This window comes from Mycolicibacterium arcueilense, assembly GCF_058536225.1.
The window spans coordinates 728,396-746,813 of record NZ_JBZTYL010000007.1 but is presented as its reverse complement, the minus strand read 5'-3'; the positions used below and the strand labels follow the sequence as shown (position 1 = coordinate 746,813).

Genomic DNA, 18,418 nt, shown 5'->3' with positions numbered 1-18,418 from the left:
CGGGAAATGACACATCTGTGATTACACACGTGTTAGCTGCCAGGGTCAAGCGCCAGAGCGCGATTTCATACCATCTCGTAATGTCAAATCGGCGCGTCGCGACATCGGCGTGTCCTGCCCGTGACGACGTCGTTTCCATCCGCACGCCCTCAACGCCTAGGGTCGGACGTTGTGAAGATCACCGTTCTGGTCGGCGGCGTCGGAGGCGCCCGGTTTTTGCTGGGGGTACAGCACCTGTTGGGCCTCGGCCAGTTCGCCGGGACCGACAGCAAGCATGAGCATGAACTCACCGCGATCGTGAACGTCGGTGACGACGCCTGGATGCACGGCGTCCGCATCTGCCCAGACCTCGACACCTGCATGTACACACTGGGTGGCGGTATCGATCCGGAGCGCGGCTGGGGCCATCGCAATGAAACGTGGCACGCCAAGGAAGAACTCGCTGCCTACGGTGTGCAACCCGACTGGTTCGGACTCGGCGACCGGGACCTGGCCACCCACCTGGTCCGCACCCAGATGCTGCGCGCCGGCTACCCGCTGTCGCAGGTCACCGAAGCACTGTGTAAGCGCTGGTCACCGGGTGCGCAGCTGCTGCCCGTCACCGACGACCGCAGCGAGACCCACGTGGTCATCACCGATCCCGAGGATGGGGAACGGCGGGCCATCCACTTCCAGGAGTGGTGGGTGCGTTACCGCGCACAGGTGCCCTCGCACAGCTTTGCGTTCGTCGGAGCGGAACAGGCAACCGCCGCGCCGGGCGTCACCGAGGCGATCGCCGACGCCGATGTGGTGTTGCTGGCGCCGTCGAATCCCGTCGTCAGTGTCGGACCGATCCTGCAGATTCCCGGTGTCCGCGGCGCGCTGCGCTCGACCAAGGCGCCGGTGGTCGGTTACTCCCCCATCATCAATGGAAAACCGTTGCGCGGCATGGCCGATGAGTGCCTGTCCATCATCGGTGTGGAATCCACCTCACAGGCCGTCGGCCGGCATTTCGGCGCCCGGTCGGGCACCGGAATCCTGGACGGCTGGCTGATACACGAGGGTGATGAGGCCGACATCGAGGGCGTTCAGGTGCGCGCGGTGCCGCTGCTGATGACAGACCCGTCGACCACCGCCGAGATGGTGCGGGCCGGCCTGGACGTGGCCGGCGTTCCACTGTGAACACCGAGCACGGATCAGCCGGTCGGGTCGAGATCCTGCCCGTACCAGGGCTTCCCGAGTTCCGGCCCGGAGACGACCTGGCCACCGTTCTCGCCGAAGCGGCACCTTGGCTGCGCGACGGTGATGTACTGGTGGTCACCAGTAAGGTCGTTTCCAAGTGCGAAGGCCGTATCGTCACCGCTCCTTCCGACCCGGAAGAGCGGGATACTCTGCGGCGCAAGCTGATCGACAGCGAGGCAGTTCGGGTTCTCGCCCGCAAGGGCCGGACGCTGATCACCGAGAACGCGATCGGACTGGTCCAGGCCGCTGCCGGAGTGGACGGCTCCAACGTGGACTCGAACGAGTTGGCGCTGCTCCCGGTCGATCCCGACGGCAGTGCACGGGCCCTGCGCGAAGGTCTGCGTGAGCGACTCGGCGTGACCGTCGCCGTCGTGATCACCGACACGATGGGCCGCGCCTGGCGCAACGGCCAGGCCGATTTCGCGATCGGCGCGTCCGGGCTCACCGTGCTGCACGGTTACGCGGGCGCACACGATCGGCACGGCAACGAGCTGCTGGTTACCGAGGTGGCCGTGGCCGACGAGATCGCCGCCGCGGCCGATCTGGTCAAGGGCAAGCTCACCGCGATCCCCGTCGCGGTGGTACGCGGGCTGGAACTGCCCGACGACGGGTCGAACGCCCGTACCCTGCTGCGCTCCGGCGAGGACGACCTGTTCTGGCTCGGCACGGCCGAGTCGATCGAGCTGGGACGTAGCCAGGCTCAGCTACTGCGCCGCTCGGTGCGCACATTCTCCGACGGACCGGTTGACCACGCGCTCATCGAAGCCGCCATCGGCGAGGCGCTCACCGCACCCGCCCCACACCACACCCGCCCGGTGCGGTTCGTCTGGGTGCAGGACGGCGCCACCCGCGTCCGGCTCCTGGATCGGATGAAAGACAAGTGGCGGGACGATCTGAGCGGCGACGGCCGAGATCCCGAGTCCGTCGAGCGGCGCCTGAACCGCGGCCAGATCCTGTACGACGCTCCGGAACTGGTAATTCCGTTCATGGTTCCCGACGGTGCCCACAGCTATCCCGACGAAGCCCGCACGCAGGCCGAACACACCATGTTCACCGTCGCCGTGGGCGCGGCGGTGCAGGCCCTGCTGGTGGCGCTGGCGGTGCGTGAGGTGGGCAGCTGCTGGATCGGATCCACGATCTTCGCCGCCGATCTGGTCCGTTCCGAGCTCGATCTCCCGCCGGATTGGGAGCCTCTGGGGGCCATCGCAATCGGTCACCCCGCCGATCCGCAGCCTCCGCGCGATCCGGTGCCCACCGACGGCCTGCTGGTCGTGAAGTGAGCGCCGAGAGCCTGCACGCCTCCGCCGTCGAGGTGTTGACGCATTGGCAGACAGCCGATCCCGGTCAGGACACGCTGCGACATGCGATGCTGTCATTTCTGGCAGCCCGTCCCGATGCCTGCCTCCGGGCGTGCGTGCCCGGCCACATCACCGCCTCGGCGCTGGTCATCGACCACACCGGCACCCAGACACTACTCACCCTGCATCCGCGCTTCGGCCGTTGGCTGCAACTCGGCGGGCATTGTGAGGAAACGGATTCCGACATTCGCGCCGCTGCTTTGCGCGAGGCCACCGAGGAGTCCGGGGTCACCGGGCTGACCATCGATCCACAGCTGGCGGCGCTACACGTGCACCCGGTGACGTGCTCGCTCGGGGTGTCGACCCGCCACCTAGACATGCAGTTCGTGGTACGGGCGCCGGCAGGTGCCGAGATCGCCTGCAGTGACGAGTCTTTGGACCTACGGTGGTGGCCGTTGGAGGCGCTGCCCGAGGGTACCGACTTCGGGTTGACCCAACTCGCCGGCACCGTGACGGGATCCGCCTAGCCCGGCGCCTGCGTGCAGTAGGCCCGGCGGGCAGCGCGCAACGCAACCGCGGCTTGATCCGGAGCGGCGCCGTACTGGCCCGCCATCTGATCGATCACTGCCTGTGCCGGCGTACCGGTGTACAACAGGCGACACATCTGCCGGCCCACCGTCAGCAACTGGTCGTCATCGCCGGGAAACACCCCGCGCGTGGCGTTGAGGTAGGTGTTGTCTTCCCCGGTCAGCGGGATGGGCCAGGCCGCCGCCTCGGGTGCGGTGATTCCCAGAACCCCTCCGAACACCAATAGCGCTGCTATCGGCGCGACCGCCCTGCGCCGCCGTCCGTTGAACACGTTGAACATGGCCCTCCCCCTTCGACCATCAAATCCTAAGGCTCGATGGCGACCGGCAAACACACTTTCCGGCGCCAGAGGCCGCCGAAGTTAGGTAGTCGACTACTCAAGCGCTGCTGGGCCCGATCTCCCTACCGTTGATAAGCCACGGAAATACGGGTGGGAGGCACCATGAGTCTGCAGATCGAATCCCCTGCCGAAAACTCCGCCGGCGGCAAGAATGGCGACGAGCCGCCGGAGCAGCAGACTTCGAAAGTCGAAACCCCGCTGGGTGTCCGCCCCCGGGTCACAGAGGCTCTGCTGCTCATCTGCCTGACTGTCCAGACCGCAGTAGTTCTCTGGCTCGCGGTCTGGGACGCCACGCTGACCCGTTCAGCCTGGGATCTGTTAGGTGCCGCACTGCTTCTCGGTATCGGGATCACATGCGCGCTCGCGATCGGCGCAATACTGAGAAAATCGTCGAGCGCTTTCCTCACGGCGATGACAAGCCAGATCTTCGTGGTCTGTCTGGCGGCGTACGTGTGGCTCGTCGACGAGCGCAGCCCCGTCCGGCAAGTGATCGGCATCACCGGGACGGCGCTGGTCTTCGGCGCGGTCGCTCTCTTCTGGATGGTCTACCTGGCCAGGTACACCCATGGAGCGATCAACCGGGGCGCGGTGGCAGTCGTCGCATTGTTCCCGGTGTTGGGCCTGGTCCAGTTCTGGCTGCAGTCGGACTACCTGCCGGCGCGTTCACTTCCCCTGGTCGATGTACAGGCCGAACTGACTCCAGTGGGTTCCTCGGGTTCGATCATCCACCTGTCCGCCAACCTCACCATCCATAATCGCAGTTCGGTAGCGGTCGACATCCCGGCGGGTGTCATGCGGGTAAGGGCATACCCGTTCGGGGTCCCGGAGGAGCCTGCGACCACCAATACGGTTGCCTCGTATCTGGATCCGGTGGGAAGCATGATCGGCGATTATCGCCAGATCCCGGTCCTGCCCAGCGACTCCAAGTTGCTGTATGCGGGCAGCATCGGCGCCGCTGGGAAGTTCCTGACGCCCGGGTCCACCACAGGTGCGCAGATGATCCTCGATATCAACCCGCAGACTGTGCGGTTGGTCCAGATGGGTGTCAGCATCGTCGCCGTGACCCGCCGCGCTGTGCAGGACACCCGGACCTGCTACGAACCCAAGAAGTCATACACCGAGGACATTGAAGCGTTCCTGAAAGAGGCACGCCGGCTGCATGATTGGGTGGGTGGTGGCCAGGCGCTCTGCACCGAGACGCAATTCGCGGCCAGGGGTGCGATCGAAGAACTGGTCTCCGACCACCCGGTGCTGAGGATCTCCACCGTGGTGGACCACCCCGTGTTCACCACGCCGATGTTGGTACCGCTTCTGGGCACCAAAACCTCTCTCGACGATCCTGCGGGCGGGATGGACGAGGCCGCCACCATCGAAACAGCTACGCCCTCAGGAATATTCGGCGCCGGCGCCGAATATGCACCTGCCGACTCCGACTTGCACAAAACGGGTTGAGCGCCACCGAGACTACGGTTTCTGACGCATTTCCGCCGATTCTCGTCTCAGACGTCGGTGGAGTACCGGATGCCGCCGTCGGGGATGGACACCCCGGGCCACACCCTGGCCCCGCGCAACAGTTCGCAGCGCGCACCGATGTCGGCGCCGTCGCCGATCACGCCGTCACGGATCAGTGCCCGCGGGCCGATACGGGCACCGAAGCCCACGATCGAACGTTCAATCACCGCACCGGCTTCCACGCGCACCCCGTCGAAGATGACCGCGCCGTCGAGCCGGGCGCCCGCACCGATCTCGGCTCCGCGGCCCACCACGGTGCCACCGATCAGCAGGGCGCCCGGTGCGACCGCCGCACCTTCGTGGACCAGTGACTCACCGCGCTGACCGTTGAGCGCCGGTGACGGCGCGATCCCACGGACCAGATCGGCAGAGCCGCGGACGAAATCCTCGGGTGTGCCCATATCGCGCCAGTAGGAGGCGTCGACGTATCCGCACACCTTCAGCCCGTCGGTGAGCAGTCCCGGGAACACCTCGCGCTCGACCGAAACCGGCCGCCCCTTCGGAATCTGGTCGATCACATGCTTTTTGAACACATAGCAACCGGCGTTGATCTGGTCGGTGGGCGGGTCCTGGGTCTTTTCCAGGAATGCCGTCACGCGACCGTCGGCATCGGTGGGCACACAGCCGAACGCCCGCGGGTCACTGACGCGCACCAGATGCAGCGTCAGGTCGGCCTGGTGGGTGTCATGGGACTCGAGCAACGCGCCGAGATCGGCCGCCGACAGCACGTCACCGTTGAACACCATGGCCGTGTCGTAGCGCAGCTTGTCGGCCACGTTGGCGATCGCGCCACCGGTGCCGAGAGCTTCGGTCTCGGTGACGTATTCGATCTCCAGCCCCAGGTCGGAGCCGTTGCCGAAAGCTTCCTCGAAAACCTCGGCCTTGTACGAGGTGCCCATCACGACATGTTTGATGCCGGCCACCGCGATCCGGGCCAGCAGATGGGTCAGGAACGGCACGCCCGCCGTGGGCAACATCGGCTTGGGCGCCGAGAGGGTCAGTGGCCGCAGCCTGGTGCCTCGTCCACCGACGAGGACGACAGCGTCCACCTCCGCGGGATTGATCACGTCAGTGCCCTTTCGCCTGTTTACGTCGTGAACTACCGACCACCAGGCCCGCACGTGCTGCCAGCGCGCCCCGAATTGTCCACCGTAACGGCGCCTGCCAGGGCGCCGGGTATCGATCAGCCAAGAAAGTGTAGGTACTGCGGTGATGGGCAGCCAAGTTGCGCGCCGGGTCACGGCCGGTGGAGTGACCCTTGTGGTGCAGCACCTCCGCCGTCGGGACGTACACGTTCTGCCAGCCGGCCCGGCCGATCCGGTCCCCGAGGTCGACGTCTTCCATATACATGAAGTAGCGCTCGTCGAACCCGCCGACCGCGTCGAAGGCGGCCCGGCGCATCAACAGGCACGAACCGGACAGCCAGCCGACCTCGCGCTCGCTGGGGTCCTGCCGGTCCTGGCGGTAGGCCGCCGTCCACGGATTCGACTTCCAGAACGGGCCCACCACGGCATGCATGCCGCCGCGGACCAGGCTGGGCTGATGGCGCGCCGACGGGTAGACCGAGCCGTCGGGATCGCGGACCAACGGCCCGAGCGCACCCGCGCGCGGCCACCGCTTCGCCGCCTCGAGCAGCAGATCGATCGAGCCGGGGCCCCACTGCACGTCGGGGTTGGCGACGATGAAAAATTCCGGGCAGTCCGCATCCGATATCTGCTCGGCGCCGCGGTTGACGGCGCTGCCGTAACCCAGATTGCTGCCGGTTCGGAGCAGGCGCACGTTCGGGTAGCGCTTCTCGGCCTGTTCGGGTGCGCCGTCGGTGGAGCCGTTGTCAGCCATGACGACCGTCACCGGACGGTCGGTGGCCAGGGCGAGAGAGGCCAGGAAACGGTCCAGGTGTCGACCCGGCGAGTACGTCACCGTCACCACCACGAGCGGGCGGGCCGCATCCTCAGTCACGGCGTAGAGGGTAGCGGGCCAGACGGGCTCTCTTTTCCAACCGCTGTGACCAGGGCTTCCCGCCAATCCGGCAGCGGAGTCAGGCCGGCCTCGGCGGACCGGAGCCCGGACAGGACGGTGTAAGCCGGGCGGGGTGCGGGCCGCGGGTGCCGGTCGCTACCTACCGGGCGAACCCGCTCGGGATCTGCGCCGACGGCGGCGAACGTCGCCCTTGCCTGCTCGAACCTGCTGGTCGCTCCGGCGTTGGCGGCGTGCAGCACGCCGGGCCGGACGCCGCCGTCGGCGATCTGCAGCAGGGCCGTCACCAGGTCTCCGGTGTAGGTCGGTGACCCGATCTGGTCGGCGACCACATCCACCGGACCGTCGCCGGCGGCCAGCCTGCGCATGGTCGCCACGAAGTCTTTCCCGTCGCCACCGCGGTACACCCATGCCGTGCGAACGACGTACGCGTCCGGTTTGGCGGACAGCACCGCCTGTTCCCCGGCCAGTTTCGTCTGGCCATAGATGTTGACCGGCCCGGTCGGGTCGTCCACCTCATAGGGGGTACGCCGATGAGCCGACACGCCGAACACGTAATCGGTAGAGATGTGCACCAGCGCCGCACCGGCGCGGGCGCACGCCGTGGCGAGGTTGCCCGGGCCCACGGCATTGACCGCATAGGCCCTGTCCTGGTCGGTTTCTGCGGCGTCCACCTGCGTGTATGCCGCGCAGTTGATCACCACGTCGCCGGGTTCGACGAACCCTCGCACCGTGTCAACGTTGGTGATATCACAATCGGCGGAGGTCAGGGCCAGCACGTCACGACCCTCACGACGTCCCTGATCAGCCAATACTCGGCCGACCATGCCGCCGGCCCCGGTGATCACAATCCGTTGCGCCATGCGACCGAGTCTGGCACGCCGGTCCGCGTTACCCGGCTCACGTCCAGGCCGCAAGTAGCCTGGGCACGTGCGCAACCCCCTCCTCCGCTCCCTTGCTGTCGCCACGGCGTCGGCCGTGGTGCTCGGAACAGGGGTGGCCTGGTCCCAGATCCGCTCGTTCGAATCCGGCATCAACCACATCAGCTCGGCGGCGCTCGGCGGCGGTGGTGAGGACGGTGCCATCGACATCCTGCTGGTCGGGATGGACAGCCGCACCGACGCCCACGGCAACCCGCTGTCGCAGGAGGAGCTGGACACCCTGCGCGCCGGTGACGACGTCTCGACCAACACCGACACCATCATCCTGATCCGCATCCCCAACAACGGGAAGTCGGCCACGGCCATCTCCATCCCTCGCGATTCGTACGTCGAAGCACCGGGCTGGGGAAAGATGAAGATCAACGGCGTGTTCGGGGACGTCAAGCTCGACCGCATGAAGCAGCTCGTCGAGGTCGAGGGCGAGGATCCGGCGGTCGCCGAGCCCAAGGCCACCGAAGCTGCTCGCGAAGAACTGATCCAGACGGTCGCGTCGTTGACCGGCGTCACCGTGGACCATTACGCCGAAATCGGACTGCTCGGCTTCGCGCTGATCACCGATGCCCTGGGCGGCGTCAATGTCTGCCTCAAAGATGCTGTCTACGAACCGCTCTCGGGTGCCGATTTTCCCGCCGGCTGGCAGAAACTCAACGGCCCGCAGGCATTGAGCTTCGTTCGGCAACGTCATGACCTGCCGCGCGGCGACCTCGACCGGGTGACCCGCCAGCAGTCGGTGATGGCGTCGCTGGCCCATGAGGTGATCTCCAGCAAGACGCTGTCCAGTCCGGGGACGCTGGGACGGCTGCAGGATGCCGTGCAGCGCTCGGTGGTGATCTCCGACGGCTGGGACATCATGAATTTCGTCGAACAGCTGCAGAAGCTTGCCGCCGGAAGCGTGGCGTTCGCCACCATCCCGATCTTGCGTGAGGACGGCTGGAGCGACGACGGCATGCAGAGCGTCGTTCGGGTGGATCCCGACGAGGTCCATCAGTGGGTGTCGAGCCTGCTGCAGGACCAGGACCAGGGCAAGACCGAACAACTCAGTTACTCACCCGAAAACACCACCGTCGAGGTGGTCAACGGCACCGATATCAACGGCCTGGCGGCCGCGGTGTCACAGGTGCTCGGCAACAAGGGGTTCGTGCCCGGCGCCACCGGTAACCACGAGGGCGCCCCGCCCGCGTCCAGCCAGGTGCTGGCCGCCAAGAGCGATGACCTCGGCGCCCAGGCGGTGTCCAAGGACCTCGGCGGGCTGCCGGTTAACGAGGATTCGTCGCTGCCACCCGGTGCGGTACGGGTGGTCCTGGCCGCGGATTACACCGGCCCCGGCTCCGACGGCATGGATCCGACCTCAGGCGCGGGCATCGTGGATCCGGCCGCGGCCGGCGACACCTACAGCGATACCGGCGAACAGAGCCCGCCACCACCGCCGTCGCCGATCCTCAATGCGGGTTCGGACGATCCCAAGTGTGTGAACTGATCGTCCTCGAGTAAAACCAGAGGCTATGAGCACAGTCAGCGCTGCGATCCTGGATCCGTTGTTGGCCGCGGACCCGGCAGGCCCACGGATCACCTACTACGACGACGCGACCGGTGAGCGCATCGAGTTGTCGACGGTGACCATGGCCAACTGGGCCGCCAAGACCGCCAACCTGCTGCGCGACGAGATGGGCGCCGGCCCGGGGACCCGGGTGGCGGTGCTGCTGCCCGCTCACTGGCAGACCGCCGCGGCGCTGTTCGGGATCTGGTGGATCGGCAGTGAAGTAGTGCTGGACGGGGACGCCGACGTGGCTCTGTGCACCCGGGACCGACTCGACGAGGCCGACGACGCGGTGTCCGGAGGCGAGGTTGCGGTGCTGTCGCTGGACCCGTTCGGCAAGCCGGCGCCGGATCTGCCGATCGGGGTCGCCGACTACGCCACCGCGGTGCGGGTCCACGGCGATCAGATCGTGCCCGAGCGTGTACCGGGCCCGGCCCTGGCCGGACGGTCGGTCTCCGAGGTGCTGGAGTCGGCCCGCAATGCCGCTGCCACACAGGGATTCACCGCCGATGACCGAGTGCTGTCGACCGCGGAGTGGGCCACCCCCGACGAGCTCATCGAGAATCTGATCGCAGTGTTCGCCGCCGGGGCGTCACTCGTGCAGGTGGCCAATCCCGATGCGGGCGCACAGGAGCGGCGTCGCACCACGGAGAAAGTCACCCGCGGCTAGCACAACGTGCCCCGAAAAGCCCAATGGCCAGTTACCGCACGGCCTTTCGATGAAAGCGTGCACCAACTGGCCAGTGGGCGTCGGAACTACTTCAGCAGGGCGCGGCTCATGACCACGCGCTGAATCTGGTTGGTGCCCTCGTAGATCTGGGTGATCTTGGCGTCACGCATCATGCGCTCGACCGGGAAGTCCACCGTGTAACCGGCGCCGCCGAACAGCTGAACGGCATCGGTGGTGACCTCCATGGCCACATCCGAGGCCAGGCACTTGCTCGCCGCGGAGATGAAGCCGAGGTTGCCCTCGCCACGCTCGGCGCGCGCCGCGGCCGAGTACACCATCAACCGCGCGGCTTCCACCTTCATGGCCATGTCGGCGAGCATGAACTGCACGCCCTGGTTGTCACTGACCGGACGGCCGAACTGCTTGCGGTCCTTGGTGTAGGCGATCGCCGCGTCCAACGCACCCTGAGCGATACCGACGGCTTGCGCGCCGATGGTCGGGCGCGTGTGATCCAGGGTGGCCAGCGCGGTCTTGAACCCGGTGCCGGGATCGCCGATGATCCGGTCCCCCGGAACGCGGCAGTTCTCGAAATACAGCTCGGTCGTCGGGCTGCCCTTGATGCCGAGCTTGCGCTCCTTGGGGCCGACGACGAAGCCCTCGTCGTCCTTGTGGACCATGAACGCCGAGATACCGTTGGCGCCCTTGTCGGGGTCGGTCACCGCCATGACGGTGTACCAGGTCGACTTGCCGCCGTTGGTGATCCAGCACTTGGTGCCGTTGAGGATCCAGCCGTCACCGTCGGCCTTGGCGCGGGTGCGCATGCCGGCGGCGTCGCTGCCCGCCTCGCGCTCGGACAGCGCGTAGGACGCCATCGCCTCACCCGAGGCGAGCGACGGCAGCACCTGCTTCTTCAGCTCATCCGAGCCGCGCAGGATCAGACCCATGGTGCCCAGCTTGTTGACCGCCGGGATCAGCGACGCCGAGCAATCCACCCGGGCCACTTCCTCGATCACGATGCAGGCCGCGACCGAGTCCGCTCCCTGGCCTCCGTACTCCTCCGGCACGTGAATCGCGTTGAAACCCGAGGTGTTCAGGGCCTGCAGAGCTTCTTCCGGGAAGCGCGCATTCTCGTCGACGTCGGCAGCGTGCGGGGCTATTTCCTTCTCCGCCAGCGCCCGAATCGCCGCCCGAAGCTCCTGATGCTCCTCCGGCAGCTGAAACAGATCGAATGATGGGTTACCGGCCCAACCAGCCATGATCCTTCTCCTTCGCTTTCAGCTCTTGGCTTGTCTTGGATCAATCGTTGCGCGGACTGCACATCGAGTACATCGCCCTGCTACTTTTGGTACCCAGTACCATACCATCGGCACTCAGTACCACGAGAGGTGCACTCATGCCCGACCTGCCAAGTACCCGGGAGCGCCTGGTGAGCGCGGCATTCGAGCTGTTCGAGGAGCGTGGATACGAGGCCACCAGCGTCGACGACATCGCGACACGGGCGGGGGTGGGACGCACCACTGCGTTCCGTCAGTTCGGGTCGAAAGAGGCGTTGATCTTTCCCGATCACGAGGCGCTGCTGCGCCGCGCCGACGAGAGATTGTCGGCGGCACCGGCCGAAGCGCTGCCCGCCGAGGTCATCGCGGTGGCGACCACCTCGGTGTTCGAGAACTATCTCGCCGAGGGCGAGCGCGCGCGGACGCGCTACCGGCTCACTCGCTCGGTACCTGCCCTGCGCGACTTCGAAACCGCCGTCGTGTCGCGGTATGTCCGGCTGTTCACCAAACACCTGCGGACCGCGCAGGCCGAGGACTGGACGGCAGGCCTGCGCGCCGAACTGTTCGCCAACGCCGTCGTCGCCGCACACAACCATGTTCTGCGCCGATGGTTGCGTGGCGACGTGACCAACCCGCGGTCAGACCTGGCCGAGGCGCTGGCCGCGACCTGGCCGATCTACCGCGGTGGTAGCGGTCGCACCGCCGTTGTGGTGATGTCGACCGATGAACCGGTCGAGTCCCTGACGTCCCGCATTCGCGAGCTCATCGGGGATTGAATCAACTGTCGCCCAGCAGGCGATCGCGCAGGGCGGCGTCTTTCTCCAACACCATGGCTTCCAGATCGGCCTGGAATCTCACCATCCGGGCCTGCAGTGCGGAATCTGACGAACCAAGGATCCGTACGGCCAACAAGCCCGCATTGCGTGCTCCGCCAATGGAAACCGTGGCCACCGGCACCCCGGCCGGCATCTGCACGATCGACAGCAACGAGTCCATGCCGTCGAGACGGGCCAGCGGCACCGGAACGCCGATGACCGGAAGCGGTGTCGCAGACGCCACCATGCCGGGCAGGTGGGCAGCGCCACCCGCTCCGGCGATGATCACCTCGATCCCCCGGTCCGCGGCGGTCTTGGCGTAGTCGAGCATCCGCTGCGGGGTGCGGTGCGCCGAGACGACACCGACCTCGAACGGCACCTCGAACTCGGCGAGCGCGGTGGCCGCGTCGGACATCACCGACCAGTCGCTGTCGCTGCCCATGATGAGGCCAACCCTGGGGCCGTTACTCTGCGCCATGTTCATCCCATCCGTCGGTCCACTCGCCGTGCGACAACCAGTGCGCCGCGCGCACCGCACGCTCGCGAAGTTCATCCATATCCGTGCCGATGATGTTGACGTGTCCGAGTTTGCGTCCGGGCCGCTCGCCCTTGCCGTACAGGTGCACCTTCGCGTCGGGGATCCGCGCGAAGAGGTGGTGCAGGCGCTCGTCCATCGACATCGCCGGTGTCTCGGGAGCCCCCAGCACGTTGGCCATCACCGCGGCCGGGGCAATCGCCGAGGTGTCACCCAACGGGTAGTCCAGCACGGCCCGCAGATGCTGCTCGAACTGGCTGGTGACCGCGCCGTCCATGGTCCAGTGCCCGGAGTTGTGCGGACGCATGGCCAACTCGTTGACCAGCAGCGTGCCGTCGACCGTCTCGAACAACTCGACCGCCAGCACCCCGACGACACCCAGCTCGTTCGCCACTCGCAGGCCGAGTTCCTGTGCGGCCGAACCGAGTTCGTCGGACAGTCCGGGAGCCGGGGCATACACCTCGACGCAGATACCGTCGCGTTGCACGGTTTCGACGACAGGCCAGGCCGCCCCCTGCCCGAACGGCGAGCGCGCCACCAGCGCGGCCAGTTCCCGGCGCATCGCGACACGTTCCTCGGCCATCACCGGTACCCCGTCGGCCAGGTATCCGGCCACGACCTCGCGGGCGGTCGCCAGGTCGTCGGCCATCACCACGCCCTTGCCGTCGTAGCCGCCACGTACCGTCTTGATCACCACCGGGCCGTCGATCTCCCGCACGAATTCCTCGACGTCGGCGACCGAGGTGATCTCGGCGAAGCGCGGCACCGGGACACCGAGGCTGTGCAGCTTGCGACGCATGAGCAGCTTGTCCTGGGCATGCACGAGCGCCTGCGGCGGCGGGTTGACCGTGATGCCTTCGGCCACGAGTGTGTCCAGGTGTTCGGTGGGCACGTGCTCGTGGTCGAACGTCAACACCGTGGCGCCCTCCGCCGCCCGGCGCAGCGCGTCCAGGTCGGTGTGGGAGCCGATGACGACATCGGGAGTGACCTGCGCGGCGGATTCGTCCGGCCCGGCGGACAGCACCCGTAGGGTCTGCCCCAGCGCGACGGCCGCCTGGTGGGTCATCCTCGCGAGCTGGCCGCCGCCGATCATCACCACTGTCGGATTCCGCCTGCTCACGGACGAACGCGGCTTCTGGGGAGTTGTCGGCACGCACTCCATGGTGTCATGCGCGAATTCATGACTTCGTCATGACCGGCGCATTGACCTGCGGTTAAGGTCCGGGGCCCGCAACGATGCGGCATCTGACGGGCCATTTACGTACACTGCCTAGTTGTGTCCTTTGCCGATGCGACAATCGCTCGATTGCCGCAGTTCGTCCGTCCCTACGCCGAGCAGCATCACGAGCTGATCAAGTTCGCGATCGTCGGCGCGACGACGTTTGTCATCGATTCGGCCATCTTCTACACCCTCAAGCTCACGGTGCTGGAACCCAAGCCGGTCACCGCCAAGATCATCGCCGGCATCGTCGCGGTCATCGCCTCCTACATCCTCAACCGGGAATGGAGCTTCCAGAACCGCGGCGGCCGCGAGCGTCACCACGAGGCCTTGCTGTTCTTCGCGTTCAGCGGCGTGGGCGTGCTGCTCTCGATGCTTCCGCTGTATTTCTCCAGCTATGTGCTGGGCCTTCGGGTACCCGAAGTCTCACTGACCGTGGAGAACATCGCCGACTTCATCTCGGCCTACATCCTGGGCAACCTGCTTCAGATGGCCTTCCGGTTCTGGGCGTTCCGCCGCTGGGTGTTCCCCGACGAGTTCGTCGACAAGCCCGACCTGGCCCTGGAGTCCACACTCACCGGTGGCGGCTTCGCCGAAGCGCTGGAGAACCATTCCGAGCTCCACAAGCCCGCGACCGTGACGCCGCTGCGCACGCGCGGATCAGACGGGGTCCTCCGTCGCCCGGGGCGTCGCTCGAAGGCGCGTCAGCTGGGCGACTCGTCGGACCCCGTGTCGAAGAGTTCCTGACATCTCGGCCCCGACGGCAGGCCGGTCATCGACGGTCGAGCTGCGGGAAGAGCGTCTCGCGCGCCAGTAGCAGGATTGCGGCGGCTATCGGGATGGCCAGTAATGCGCCGACGATTCCGAGCAGCGCCCCCCGCAGCGACGATCACGTCACCCTCGGCCTCCGTGTGGGGTTGACCGACGGATTTGTCGTGGGCCGCGTCGGCACCGGCGGCCGATGCATCACGACCGGACATCGTCGTGGGGTCAGTCCTTGAAGGCGTCCTTGATCTTCTCCCCGGCCTGCTTCACGTTGCCTTTGGCCTGGTCCTTGTGCCCCTCGGCCTCGGTGTCCCTGTCTCCGGTGGCCTGTCCGACCTTTTCCTTGGCCTTTCCTGCGAGCTCTTCGGCCTTGTTCTTGGCCTTGTCGACGGCGCTCATGTGCTTCTCCTTCAAATCGGTTGGGCCACGGGTTCGCGGCACGGGAATGACCTAGCGCGGGAACGCGATTCGTCGCGCAGTCCCGCACCGGATACCCAACCCGGCGATATCTAACCCTTCTCTGGAGATCCGTGACCAGCTCCCGGCACACCATGGCGCGCAGCGACGGATGCAGCACTGTGGGTGTCGAAGACTTCGATGACCACGTCGCGGTCGCGGTACCTGCCGATCGAAATGAGCCCCGGCGTCGCCGCGATGACCCGGTTGGCCTCATCACCGCTGAGCGGATAGTCGGCCACCTCGTGACGCCAGTGCGCCGCTATCACGGTCGCACCGCGGGCCAACTGCGGACACTCCAGGAGGAGAAGCTCAGCCAGCAACTCCTCGTCCAGGTAGTACGCAACTTCCGAGAGCACGAGTAGGTCGAAAGGCCCTGGCGGCCAAGGATCGTCGAGAGAGCCACGCGTCAGGGTGACACGGTCCCGCGTTCCGTCACGGCAGCCATCGACACGCAGTCGGACGTCGGCGATCTCCAGCGCGGCCGCCGCCACATCCATTGTGGTGACATGATCGCAGCGCTCGGCAAGCAGCGCGGTGAGGGTGCCGATCGAGCAACCCGGCTCGAAGGCATGCCGATAGCGCCGGTACGGCAGCATCGACAGAGTGATCGCGTACTTGCGTTGCTCATACCAGCGGGTCGCCAGCTGCCACGGATCGGCCGAGGTCGCGTACATGCGGTCGAAGTATGCGTCGGGCAGGCGCGCCGTCACCGGAACACCATCTCTCCGACCGCGAGCAGCCGAGGCAACACGAACGGCGGCAGCACTGGGTCCGCGCCAGGCGCCAGTGGGTGGAACTGGCTGCGGAAGCATTGTGCGGCAACCTGCTTGAGGCCCACAGCGGAGGCCGTCAGTGGCACCGTGAGCGCCCGATCCCACGGCACTACGGAGTCTCCGGGTCTGGCCCAGTGCCACATCCAGACGGGGTACTCGAGCAGGACCGCCGCGGTACGGTACGCCGCCGTGGCGGCGGCCCGTCCGACGGCCTCGTGATCGGGGTGCCCGTCACCGCGCCACGTTGTGGCACACCAGGTGCCGGGCGGGCAAGCCTGGAGAATCCCGGTCAGCTGATCGGTGATCGAGTCCTGGTAGGCGGCAAGCTCGCCGTCAGGTAATGCGAGGCTGATCGGCTCGGCCACACCGAGAACCTTTGCTGCCTTTCTCAACTCGGCGTTCCTCGTGCGTTCCAGTCTGAATCTGTCGAACGGGGTGAGATCGCCTTGGGCCGCCCCGCCATCACTGACCGACACCACCTGGACATCGATACCCCGTTCCACCAGCAGCGCCGTCGTCGCCCCGAAGCCGAGGGTCTCGTCGTCGGGATGCGGCGCGACCACCACCAGCGCGGGACACGTGCTGAGGTCCAACTCGCCGAAGGAGCGGCCCCAGCTGGTCCAGACGTGGCCGGGGGTGCCGCCGCAGCTCAGCGGCCGTGACCCGAACCGCGGTGCGTTGCCGCACGATTCAGCGGACTCCGCGGCAGTCATCGGTGCTCCCCCGCCAGCCTTCCGAGCGCGGCGAGGTCACGCTCGGCGTGGCTCTGCCGCACGTAGATCGTCAGATCCGCGACGTGACGTGCGTGTTGGGCATCCTGACACAACGGCGCGGGCCCGAGTGCGCGGCCTGTGCGGGTGATCGCCGCGTCGACAGCGGTTTCGATGACGGCGCGGGTTCGCCGGGCCAGCAACTGGGCGGACCCGGACCGGTCGAACGGGTCGGCGTCGGTCGCGGCAGCCGCCGCGGCCAGCATCGCTTCGGCAGCCGCGATCGCGGCGTCGACAGCGCCGAGGTGGGCCAGCGCGTGCTCGTCGGCATCTCCGCAGGCGACGCGGCCGTACAAGGGTCCGGCGACCGCGCGGGCGGCGCCGAGCCAACACGCCGCGACGCCGATCGCGCCGTGCCAGAAGCCGGGACGATCCAGATAGTCGCCGGGACCACCGACGGGTACACCGAGCACATTGCTGAATTGGACCGAGCGGGTGTCACTGCCCGCCATGCCGGCATTCCTCCAGGTACTGGGCAGGGGCTGCACCCCGGCGCTGCCGGTCCCGATCGCGTACAGTCCGCGTCGGCCGTCGTCTCGGCGAGCCGTCACCAACGCGTGTGTGCAGAGCCCCGCCCCCGAGCACCACGGTTTGGTTCCTGACAGTCTCACTGTGTCTGTTTCGCCGGCTCCGGTGGCGTGGGCGCTGAGTACAGCCTCCGGGTCTTCGGCGGCCCACACCGCCCACAACTCGCCTGGCGCAGGCGGTTTGCCACCAAGCTCGTCGAGGATCGCGACCGCGTCGACGTGAGCTTCTGCGAGTCGCCCGGCGACGACGTCGATCTCCGTCAGCTCCGCAAGCCGCTGCCAGCGCCGCGCCGTCGCACCGGAACCTGGTAGTGGCAACTCCAGCCGACCTGACTCCAACCAGTTCCGGACCAAGCCCGCCGTCATGCGGAATCCCTTTCGGCCGAAGGGAATACGGATCGCGATAAATCGCGTAGGTAGCCGGCGAAGCCGCCGGGAGCGCGGCCGTTCCGCCGCGCCGACGTGGTGACCGACAGCGACGGGTCCCGCCGTATCCGATAGGAAGCCGTCTCGAACCTTTCGACCAATTCGACATCCTCGCCGGTCGTCAGCGGGTGGAAGCCGCCAACCCGCCAGTACGCGTCGGCACGGAAACCCATGTTGGCGCCATGGATGTGGTTGTGACCGTTGCTGCCCCGCAGATCGGACTCGTATGCATGCAGGTACCGCCGGACCAGTGCGGCGGGGTGATGCCGCCAGTCAGCCACCCGCACCACACCCAGCACCATGTCTGCCGCCGGCGCGGTCTGACGCAGCAGCCAGTCGGGATCCACTCGGCTGTCGGCGTCGGTGGTGGCGTACCAGACACGCGAGTCGTCGACGTGGTTGCTCAGCGAGCGCGCATAGGCAAAGCCGGCGGCTCGGCTGGCGCCGACGTTGCCCGCCTCGACACTGACGAAGTGGACGTCGCAGCCGAACTGGCCCGCCAACTGGGCGCTGCTGTCGTCACAGGAATCGAGGACGACAACGACCAGTACCGGCCCCCGCCAACATGCCGCAGCCGTGGTGATCCCGCGCAGGCAGCGAGGCAACAATGCAGCTTCGTTGTGGGCCGGTATCACCACTACGGCCTGATCGAAGGCGGTCTCCAAGTGGTTCGGCCGTGCGGTCATGGCTGATAGATAGCCATTTCCACCGATTTCCACACCCACTGGCCCGAGTGGCTGCGGCAACCGGCCGGGCCGTCACGCGGCGCAG

20 protein-coding genes are annotated in these 18,418 nt (G+C 67.0%); 8 read left to right on the top strand and 12 right to left on the bottom strand.

Features of this window, described 5'->3' with window-relative positions:
- Positions 1-171: 171 nt before the first annotated feature.
- From cofD to AC4LGL_RS07820, 3 genes are read left to right on the top strand one after another with little or no spacing between them, the layout of a single operon-like run.
- A complete protein-coding gene (gene cofD / locus AC4LGL_RS07830) occupies positions 172-1,161 on the top strand; it encodes a 2-phospho-L-lactate transferase (protein ID WP_491838223.1) in 990 nt (329 codons plus the stop codon).
- A complete protein-coding gene (locus AC4LGL_RS07825; RefSeq protein WP_491838222.1) occupies positions 1,158-2,501 on the top strand; it encodes a coenzyme F420-0:L-glutamate ligase in 1,344 nt (447 codons plus the stop codon). The genes cofD and AC4LGL_RS07825 overlap by 4 nt, the downstream gene beginning before the upstream one ends.
- Positions 2,498-3,046 (top strand): NUDIX hydrolase, encoded by a 549-nt coding sequence (locus AC4LGL_RS07820; RefSeq protein WP_491838221.1) that lies wholly within the window; start codon positions 2,498-2,500, stop codon positions 3,044-3,046. The genes AC4LGL_RS07825 and AC4LGL_RS07820 overlap by 4 nt, the downstream gene beginning before the upstream one ends.
- On the opposite strand, the gene AC4LGL_RS07815 is transcribed toward AC4LGL_RS07820, so the two are convergent.
- Positions 3,043-3,387, bottom strand: coding sequence for a DUF732 domain-containing protein (locus tag AC4LGL_RS07815; protein ID WP_491838220.1), 345 nt, complete (start codon positions 3,385-3,387; stop codon positions 3,043-3,045). The two genes, AC4LGL_RS07820 and AC4LGL_RS07815, sit on opposite strands and share 4 nt — an antisense overlap.
- A 162-nt stretch (positions 3,388-3,549) precedes the next feature.
- Between AC4LGL_RS07815 and AC4LGL_RS07810 the strand changes: the two genes are divergently transcribed.
- Positions 3,550-4,899 (top strand): hypothetical protein, encoded by a 1,350-nt coding sequence (locus tag AC4LGL_RS07810; RefSeq protein ID WP_491838219.1) that lies wholly within the window; start codon positions 3,550-3,552, stop codon positions 4,897-4,899.
- A 47-nt stretch (positions 4,900-4,946) separates the two neighbouring features.
- Here AC4LGL_RS07810 and manB read toward each other — a convergent pair whose 3' ends face one another.
- Genes manB through rfbD form a run of 3 tightly spaced genes read right to left on the bottom strand, consistent with a single transcriptional unit; the run spans position 4,947 to position 7,799 of the window.
- Positions 4,947-6,026 carry a mannose-1-phosphate guanylyltransferase ManB gene (manB, locus tag AC4LGL_RS07805; RefSeq protein ID WP_491838218.1) on the bottom strand — a complete coding sequence of 360 codons (1,080 nt, stop codon included), beginning with the start codon at positions 6,024-6,026 and terminating at the stop codon, positions 4,947-4,949.
- A gap of 1 nt (position 6,027) precedes the next feature.
- Positions 6,028-6,918 carry a glycosyltransferase family 2 protein gene (locus AC4LGL_RS07800; protein WP_491838217.1) on the bottom strand — a complete coding sequence of 297 codons (891 nt, stop codon included), beginning with the start codon at positions 6,916-6,918 and terminating at the stop codon, positions 6,028-6,030.
- A complete protein-coding gene (rfbD, locus tag AC4LGL_RS07795) occupies positions 6,915-7,799 on the bottom strand; it encodes a dTDP-4-dehydrorhamnose reductase (RefSeq protein WP_491838216.1) in 885 nt (294 codons plus the stop codon). Before rfbD ends, AC4LGL_RS07800 begins: the two co-directional genes overlap by 4 nt.
- A 67-nt stretch (positions 7,800-7,866) precedes the next feature.
- Between rfbD and AC4LGL_RS07790 the strand changes: the two genes are divergently transcribed.
- Complete coding sequence (locus AC4LGL_RS07790; protein ID WP_491838215.1) at positions 7,867-9,354, top strand: LCP family protein; 1,488 nt, start codon at positions 7,867-7,869, stop codon at positions 9,352-9,354.
- A 25-nt stretch (positions 9,355-9,379) separates the two neighbouring features.
- Complete coding sequence (locus AC4LGL_RS07785) at positions 9,380-10,084, top strand: TIGR03089 family protein (RefSeq protein WP_491838214.1); 705 nt, start codon at positions 9,380-9,382, stop codon at positions 10,082-10,084.
- 86 nt (positions 10,085-10,170) lie between these two features.
- On the opposite strand, the gene AC4LGL_RS07780 is transcribed toward AC4LGL_RS07785, so the two are convergent.
- The gene (locus AC4LGL_RS07780; protein ID WP_491838213.1) at positions 10,171-11,340 is read right to left on the bottom strand and encodes an acyl-CoA dehydrogenase; all 1,170 of its coding nucleotides are present in this window, start codon (positions 11,338-11,340) and stop codon (positions 10,171-10,173) included.
- A 137-nt stretch (positions 11,341-11,477) separates the two neighbouring features.
- Here AC4LGL_RS07780 and AC4LGL_RS07775 point away from each other — a divergent pair, with 137 nt between their 5' ends.
- Complete coding sequence (locus AC4LGL_RS07775) at positions 11,478-12,134, top strand: TetR/AcrR family transcriptional regulator (protein ID WP_491838212.1); 657 nt, start codon at positions 11,478-11,480, stop codon at positions 12,132-12,134.
- Between the two features lies 1 nt (position 12,135).
- Here the strand turns inward: AC4LGL_RS07775 and purE are convergent, their stop codons facing one another.
- Both purE and AC4LGL_RS07765 read right to left on the bottom strand, forming a co-directional pair.
- Complete coding sequence (gene purE, locus AC4LGL_RS07770; RefSeq protein ID WP_491838211.1) at positions 12,136-12,651, bottom strand: 5-(carboxyamino)imidazole ribonucleotide mutase; 516 nt, start codon at positions 12,649-12,651, stop codon at positions 12,136-12,138.
- Entirely contained in the window at positions 12,638-13,870 is a 1,233-nt protein-coding gene (locus AC4LGL_RS07765) for a 5-(carboxyamino)imidazole ribonucleotide synthase (protein WP_491838210.1), read from the bottom strand. Before AC4LGL_RS07765 ends, purE begins: the two co-directional genes overlap by 14 nt.
- 114 nt (positions 13,871-13,984) lie before the next feature.
- Between AC4LGL_RS07765 and AC4LGL_RS07760 the strand changes: the two genes are divergently transcribed.
- Complete coding sequence (locus AC4LGL_RS07760; protein WP_491838209.1) at positions 13,985-14,674, top strand: GtrA family protein; 690 nt, start codon at positions 13,985-13,987, stop codon at positions 14,672-14,674.
- Between the two features lie 243 nt (positions 14,675-14,917).
- On the opposite strand, the gene AC4LGL_RS07755 is transcribed toward AC4LGL_RS07760, so the two are convergent.
- The 5 genes from AC4LGL_RS07755 to AC4LGL_RS07735 form a co-directional block, all read right to left on the bottom strand.
- Complete coding sequence (locus AC4LGL_RS07755) at positions 14,918-15,091, bottom strand: CsbD family protein (protein WP_491838208.1); 174 nt, start codon at positions 15,089-15,091, stop codon at positions 14,918-14,920.
- Positions 15,092-15,201: 110 nt separating this feature from the next.
- Positions 15,202-15,861, bottom strand: coding sequence for an SAM-dependent methyltransferase (locus AC4LGL_RS07750; RefSeq protein WP_491838207.1), 660 nt, complete (start codon positions 15,859-15,861; stop codon positions 15,202-15,204).
- Positions 15,858-16,637, bottom strand: coding sequence for a PIG-L deacetylase family protein (locus tag AC4LGL_RS07745; protein WP_491838206.1), 780 nt, complete (start codon positions 16,635-16,637; stop codon positions 15,858-15,860). Before AC4LGL_RS07745 ends, AC4LGL_RS07750 begins: the two co-directional genes overlap by 4 nt.
- A complete protein-coding gene (locus AC4LGL_RS07740) occupies positions 16,634-17,587 on the bottom strand; it encodes an acyl-CoA dehydrogenase family protein (protein WP_491838205.1) in 954 nt (317 codons plus the stop codon). The genes AC4LGL_RS07745 and AC4LGL_RS07740 overlap by 4 nt, the downstream gene beginning before the upstream one ends.
- Positions 17,584-18,333, bottom strand: a complete 750-nt coding sequence (locus AC4LGL_RS07735; protein WP_491838204.1) for a glycosyltransferase family 2 protein — start codon at positions 18,331-18,333, stop codon at positions 17,584-17,586. The genes AC4LGL_RS07740 and AC4LGL_RS07735 overlap by 4 nt, the downstream gene beginning before the upstream one ends.
- Positions 18,334-18,418 lie beyond the last annotated feature (85 nt).

Coding starts and splice junctions, on each gene's coding strand:
- rfbD (WP_491838216.1), bottom strand. CDS start 7,799: ATGGCGCAACGGATTGTGATCACCGGGGCCGGCGGCATGGTCGGCCGA.
- AC4LGL_RS07780 (WP_491838213.1), bottom strand. CDS start 11,340: ATGGCTGGTTGGGCCGGTAACCCATCATTCGATCTGTTTCAGCTGCCG.
- AC4LGL_RS07810 (WP_491838219.1), top strand. CDS start 3,550: ATGAGTCTGCAGATCGAATCCCCTGCCGAAAACTCCGCCGGCGGCAAG.
- AC4LGL_RS07755 (WP_491838208.1), bottom strand. CDS start 15,091: ATGAGCGCCGTCGACAAGGCCAAGAACAAGGCCGAAGAGCTCGCAGGA.
- AC4LGL_RS07740 (WP_491838205.1), bottom strand. CDS start 17,587: ATGACGGCGGGCTTGGTCCGGAACTGGTTGGAGTCAGGTCGGCTGGAG.
- AC4LGL_RS07775 (WP_491838212.1), top strand. CDS start 11,478: ATGCCCGACCTGCCAAGTACCCGGGAGCGCCTGGTGAGCGCGGCATTC.
- AC4LGL_RS07815 (WP_491838220.1), bottom strand. CDS start 3,387: ATGTTCAACGTGTTCAACGGACGGCGGCGCAGGGCGGTCGCGCCGATA.
- AC4LGL_RS07735 (WP_491838204.1), bottom strand. CDS start 18,333: ATGACCGCACGGCCGAACCACTTGGAGACCGCCTTCGATCAGGCCGTA.
- AC4LGL_RS07765 (WP_491838210.1), bottom strand. CDS start 13,870: ATGGAGTGCGTGCCGACAACTCCCCAGAAGCCGCGTTCGTCCGTGAGC.
- AC4LGL_RS07745 (WP_491838206.1), bottom strand. CDS start 16,637: ATGACTGCCGCGGAGTCCGCTGAATCGTGCGGCAACGCACCGCGGTTC.
- purE (WP_491838211.1), bottom strand. CDS start 12,651: ATGGCGCAGAGTAACGGCCCCAGGGTTGGCCTCATCATGGGCAGCGAC.
- AC4LGL_RS07785 (WP_491838214.1), top strand. CDS start 9,380: ATGAGCACAGTCAGCGCTGCGATCCTGGATCCGTTGTTGGCCGCGGAC.